This window comes from Protofrankia sp. CiP1_Cm_nod4 (assembly GCF_982290645.1).
Window position 1 is genome coordinate 1 of the sequence record NZ_CEVIVC010000079.1, and the last position, 5294, is coordinate 5294.

Sequence of the window (5294 nt, forward strand, 5' to 3'; positions counted from 1 at the left end):
CCCATGCCCCCGCCCGTGCCGGCGTCCGTGCCGGCGTCCGTGCCGGCGTCTTCGGCGCCGGGAGCGCCGGTGCTTCCCCCGGCGCTGCCGGCGGAGCCGCCCCCGGGGCCCTCGCCGAGGCAGTGTCTGTCGAGGGCGTCCCAGATGTCGGTCAGGCCGAGCAGGCTGCCGGTGACGACGAACGCGCGGGCGCACTGGACCGTGTCCGCACCGGTCAGCTCCCGCAGGCGGTGCAGGAACCCGGCCCCGACCCGGTCGATGATCGAGTTGGCGAGCCGGGACGCGACGATCTCCCGGCGCAGCGGGTGACGGCCGAAGTGCTCGCGCAGCACCGGCCGCAGGGACGCCGGCAGGTAGGCGTCCAGGACGGGCTCGAGCGCCGGGTCGTCGGGCAGCGGCGAGTCCAGCAGCGCGCGGGTCACCGTCCGTTTCGCGTAAGCGTGCAGGATCGCGATCTCCGGCCGGGTGTAGGTGCGGCCCGCGGCGACCCGGGTGGTCAGCTCCTCGGCGTCCGGCAGGGTCTCGACGCCCAGGTCGAGCTCGCCGGTGTCGACCAGGTGCTCGACGAACCTCGTCAGCCCGTCCGCCGCGGTCACGACGTGGCGTTCCGCCGCGCTCAGCGCCAGGGCCTGGCGGGCGCAGTCGACCAGGACCGCCCGCACGACGCCGCCGGTGGCGGCGGCCAGCAGCTTCTCGCGTTCGGCCCGGTCGATCGCGCCCGTCCCGATCGCCAGCTCAAGGCCGATCTTGATGTTGACCTCGCGGTCGGAGCAGTCGACGCCGCCGGAGTTGTCCACGAAGTCGGTGTTGCAGCGCCCGCCGCGCAGGGCGAACTCGATCCGGGCGGCGTCGGTGAGGCCGAGGTTGCCGCCCTCGGCCACGACCCGGCAGCGCAGCTGCCGGGCGTCGACCCGCATCCCGTCGCGGGCCTTGTCCCCGACCGAGGCGTGCTCCTGCCCGCTGGCCTTCACCCAGGTGCCCACGCCGCCGTTCCACAGCAGGTCGACCGGCGCGCGCAGGATCGCCCGGACCAGGGCGTCGGCGGGCAGCGTGTCGTCGCCGACACCGAGCAGCTCCCGGACCGGCTCGGTCAGCTCGATCCGCTTGGACGACAGCGGGAAGACGCCCCCGCCGGCCGACAGGGCGCCGCGGTCGTAGTCGTCCCAGCCGCTCGACGGGAGCGACGCCAGCCGCCGGCGTTCGGTGAACGACCGGGCCGGGTCGGGGTCGGGGTCGAGGAAGATGTGCCGGTGGTCGAAGGCGGCCACCAGCCGCAGATGACGGGAGAGCAGCATCCCGTTGCCGAAGACGTCCCCGGACATGTCACCGATGCCGACGACGGTCAGGGGCTCGCGGTCGGCGTCGACACCGAGCTCGGCGAAGTGCCGGCGCACCGACTCCCACACGCCGCGGGCGGTGATGCCCAGCGCCTTGTGGTCGTACCCGCTGCGGCCACCGGAGGCGAACGCGTCGCCGAGCCAGTAGCCGTTCGTCGCCGCCACCTGGTTGGCCAGGTCGGAGAAGCGGGCCGTGCCCTTGTCGGCGGCGACGACCAGGTAGCTGTCGGGCCCGTCGTGGCAGACCATCCCCGCCCGGCGGTGCGTCTCGCCGTCGGCCCGGTTGTCGACAAGGGCCAGCAGCGCCTCCATGAACCGCGTGTAGCAGGCCTCGGCCAGCCGGGCGAGCTCCCCGGGCTCCGCCGGTGGACGGCGCAGCACGAACCCGCCCTTGGCCCCGTCCGGCACGATGACGGCGTTCTTGACCCGCTGGGCCTTCAGCAGGCCGAGGATCTCGGTCCGCAGGTCCTCCTGACGGTCGGACCAGCGGATGCCGCCGCGGGCCAGCAGGGTGCCGCGCAGGTGCACCGCGTCGAACCGGGGGGAGCTGACGAAGATCTCGGCCTCCGGCCGCGGCCGGGGCAGCCACGGCAGCCCGGCCGGGGCGAGCTTGAAGGCCAGCGCGTCCCCGCCGCCGCCCACCTCGTCCCCGCGGCCCTCGTACCCCTGGCCGTAGCCGGCGTGGACCGTCCGCTCGGCACGCTCGGAGGGTGCTCGGCCGGCTCCCGCCGCCCGGTCGGGCAGCGGCCGCTGGATCTGGATCCGATCCGGCGCCGATCCGGGCGCCGAGCCGGGGGCTGCGTAGAACGTCGTCCGGACGACCGCGAGGACGACGTCGCGCAGCCGGCGCAGGACCGTGTCGTCGTTGATGCCCGTCACCCACCCGAGCGCGTCCTCCAGCGCGGCGTGCAGCCGTTCGGCGTTGTCCGGGTCCGCCCGCAACGGATCCATCCGGGCGTGGAAGAGCGCCACCAGGTCGTGCGCGTAGGACGGGTGGGCGGTCAGGACGCGGTGGGCGTAGCGCCCACCCAGCGACGTCCCGGCCAGGCGCAGGTAACGGAACAGCGCCCGCAGCAGCCGCACCTCACGGGCGGTGAGCCCGGCGGTGAGCACCAGCGAGTCCAGGCTGTCGCTGTCGACGTCCCCGAGCGCGAGACCGCCCAGGACGTCGCGCAGCCCGTCCATCTGCTTCAGCGCCGCCTCCGCCAGCTCCGGGGAGACGATCATGTGGTACTCGTCCAGGCTGGCCATGCCCCCGTCCGGGCCCGGACGGCTCGGCAGGCAGCGGTGGGTCCGCGCGCGCAGGCCCAGGTTGGCCAGCACCGGTATCACGTCGGCGATCGGCGGCTCGTGCGCCTGCCAGGCGAGCCACACCGCCAGCGTGGCGGTCCCGTCGTCGGTGCGGGCGGCGGCGAAGCCCGGCTCCCCGCCCTGGGCCAGCCCGGCCAGGGCGGTCTCGGCGCCCGACAGGGTGCCGTCGTGGAGGAGCCGGTAGCTGCGATCAGACGGGCGTACCACCCTTTCAGCATCGCCAGAAATGCCGGGCAGCGCACTCCGGCACACCGCGCGGCCGGCTGACCCGCTCCTTGCGCTCCGGTGTCCGCGACGCGACGTCACCGAAATACGCGAACATCGTGCACCAGGCGGTGCCGCCTCTGCGAAACTGACCCGCCATGGACGCTGTGATGCTGGTCGGTGGGCAGGGCAGCCGGCTGCGCCCGTTGACGATGTCGGCACCGAAACCGATGCTCCCGGTCGCCGGGGTGCCGGTGACCGCCCATATGCTCGCCCGCGCCCGGGACGCGGGGATCACCCGGGTCGTCCTCGCGACCTCGTACCGGGCCGAGGTGTTCGAGGAGTACTTCGGGGACGGCGCCGCCCACGGGCTGGAGCTGGAGTACGTCACCGAGGCCGAGCCGCTGGGGACCGGCGGCGGGATCCGCAACGTCGCGTCGAGGCTGCGCGGCGGCCCGGACGACCCGGTGGTCGTCTTCAACGGTGACATCCTCTCCGGGCTGGACATCGCCGCGCTGGTGCGGCGTCACCGCCAGGCCGGCGCGGCCGTCACCCTGCACCTGACCGAGGTCGACGACCCGCGGGCGTTCGGTGTCGTCCCCACCGACGCCGACGGCCGGGTCACCCAGTTCCTGGAGAAGACGCCCGACCCGCCGACCAACCGGATCAACGCGGGCTGTTATGTGTTCCGCCGGTCGGTGATCGACAGCATTCCGGTGGGACGCCCGGTCTCGGTCGAGCGGGAGACCTTCCCCGGGCTGCTGGACGCCGGCCTCCTGGTGGTCGGCTACATCGACAGCACCTACTGGCTGGACCTGGGCACGCCCGACGCGTTCATCCGGGGCTCCCGGGACCTGGTGACCGGGCGGATCGCCTCCTCGGCGCTGCCGGGGCCGGTGGGTGACTGGCTGGCGCTGCCGGGCGCCGCCGTCGCCGTCGACGCCAAGATCGGCGGGGGCACGGTGGTGGGTGCCGGCGCGACGGTGGGTGCCGGCGCCACCGTCGACGGCGCGGTGCTCTTCGACGGGGCGGTGATCGGCGAGGGTGCGACCGTGCGCACCTCGGTGGTGGGTGCCGGCGCGGTCGTCGGGAACAGGGTGTCGCTGGACGGGGTGGTCATCGGTGACCGCGCGCGGATCGGGGCCGGCAACGAGCTGCGGGCCGGCGCCCGCGTCTTCCCCGACGCGGTGCTGACCGCGGGCGCGATCCGCTTCAGCTCCGACCGTGTCTGACCGGCGTCTGACTGAGCGTGCCTGACCGGCCGCGCCCGACTGGCCGTGCCTGACCGGCCGTGCCCGACCGGCCGGGGCGGGCCGGCCGGCGGCGTCCACCCGTGCCCTGCCCGTCCGTGCCCTGCCCGCGGCGCCCCGAATCCCGCCCTGAGGGGGCCGCCCAGCGTGCCCCGGATGCCTGCCCGGGGACCCCGCTTCAGGGTGCCCCGGGCCCTGTCCGGAGCGCTCAGCGCGGCACCGCGGGACCGGGCGCGGCGGACGTCCCCGGAGCGGGGGCCGCCCCGCCCGGTGCGGGAGCCGCGCCCGCGGTCAGTGCGGCCACCGTGCCCGCGATCGTCGGGCTGAGGTTGAGGGTGCCGCCGGCGGCACCCGACTCGGCCGCGGTGGGGGAGTCCCAGGTCGCGCCGGCGGCATTCGGGTTGGCGTGGGTGGACACGAACTCCTTGATGGCGGCCTCGGAGACGGTCGCGCATCGCTGGGTGCGGTCCCAGGCGGTGAGGACGAAGTGCTTGTCCCCGGGGAAGTCGCCGCGCTCCCAGGGCACCGCGATGAACCGGTTCCCGGCGTTCTCGGCAGCGGCACGCAGCGCCGTGACCTGGTCGTCGGGGAGCTTCGGGTCGTACCAGCCGATGACGAAGCCGTGTTCGAGATTGTGCACGGCGCGTTCGATCCGCAGTTGCGGGATGCGCTCGTAGAAGCGGTAGGCGTCCGGCAGCGGGTCGGCGTCATGGTTGCCGGACGACGGCGGGGCCGCGTCGTAGCTGACGGTCTCGTTCGCCGCGACATGGGTGTTGCCGCGCGGCGCGTCGTTGACGACTCCGGTGCACCCGGCCGCCGCCGCGGCCTTGCTCGCCGCCGCGACATAGCCGACCTTGTGGGTCTCGTTCTTCGACCTGTTGTCGAGCACGGCGTAGATGATGATGCCGGCCAGCACCGCGAGCAGGACGACACCGGCGGAACCGTAGATCAGCCAGGAACGGCGCCGCTCCTGGCGCCGTTGTTCGCGCCGGAGCGCCTCCAGCCGTGCGTTGCGTTCCGCGCTCTTCTTACCCACGGCGCACCATCCTACGAAGGTCCGAATATCACGCTGTACCCCGTCCTGGCCACGAGGTCCCGGTCACGGGAGCCAGGTCACGGGAGCCAGGTCACGGGAGCCAGGTCACGGGGTGCGGTCCCGGTCACCTGGCCCGCCCGTCCGCCCGTCTGTCCG

Annotated in this window: 3 protein-coding genes; 1 reads left to right on the forward strand and 2 read right to left on the reverse strand. The window is 74.4% G+C overall.

The window, feature by feature from the left end:
* Positions 1-2855, reverse strand: a 2855-nt coding sequence (locus AC5LSR_RS15415; protein ID WP_493468610.1) for an NAD-glutamate dehydrogenase domain-containing protein, incomplete at its 3' end; no start/stop codon positions are given.
* A gap of 155 nt (positions 2856-3010) precedes the next feature.
* Between AC5LSR_RS15415 and manB the strand changes: the two genes are divergently transcribed.
* Positions 3011-4084, forward strand: coding sequence for a mannose-1-phosphate guanylyltransferase (gene manB, locus AC5LSR_RS15420; RefSeq protein WP_250285640.1), 1074 nt, complete (start codon positions 3011-3013; stop codon positions 4082-4084).
* Positions 4085-4310: 226 nt separating this feature from the next.
* On the opposite strand, the gene AC5LSR_RS15425 is transcribed toward manB, so the two are convergent.
* Complete coding sequence (locus AC5LSR_RS15425) at positions 4311-5138, reverse strand: thioredoxin-like domain-containing protein (RefSeq protein WP_493468611.1); 828 nt, start codon at positions 5136-5138, stop codon at positions 4311-4313.
* Between the last annotated feature and the right edge of the window lie 156 nt (positions 5139-5294).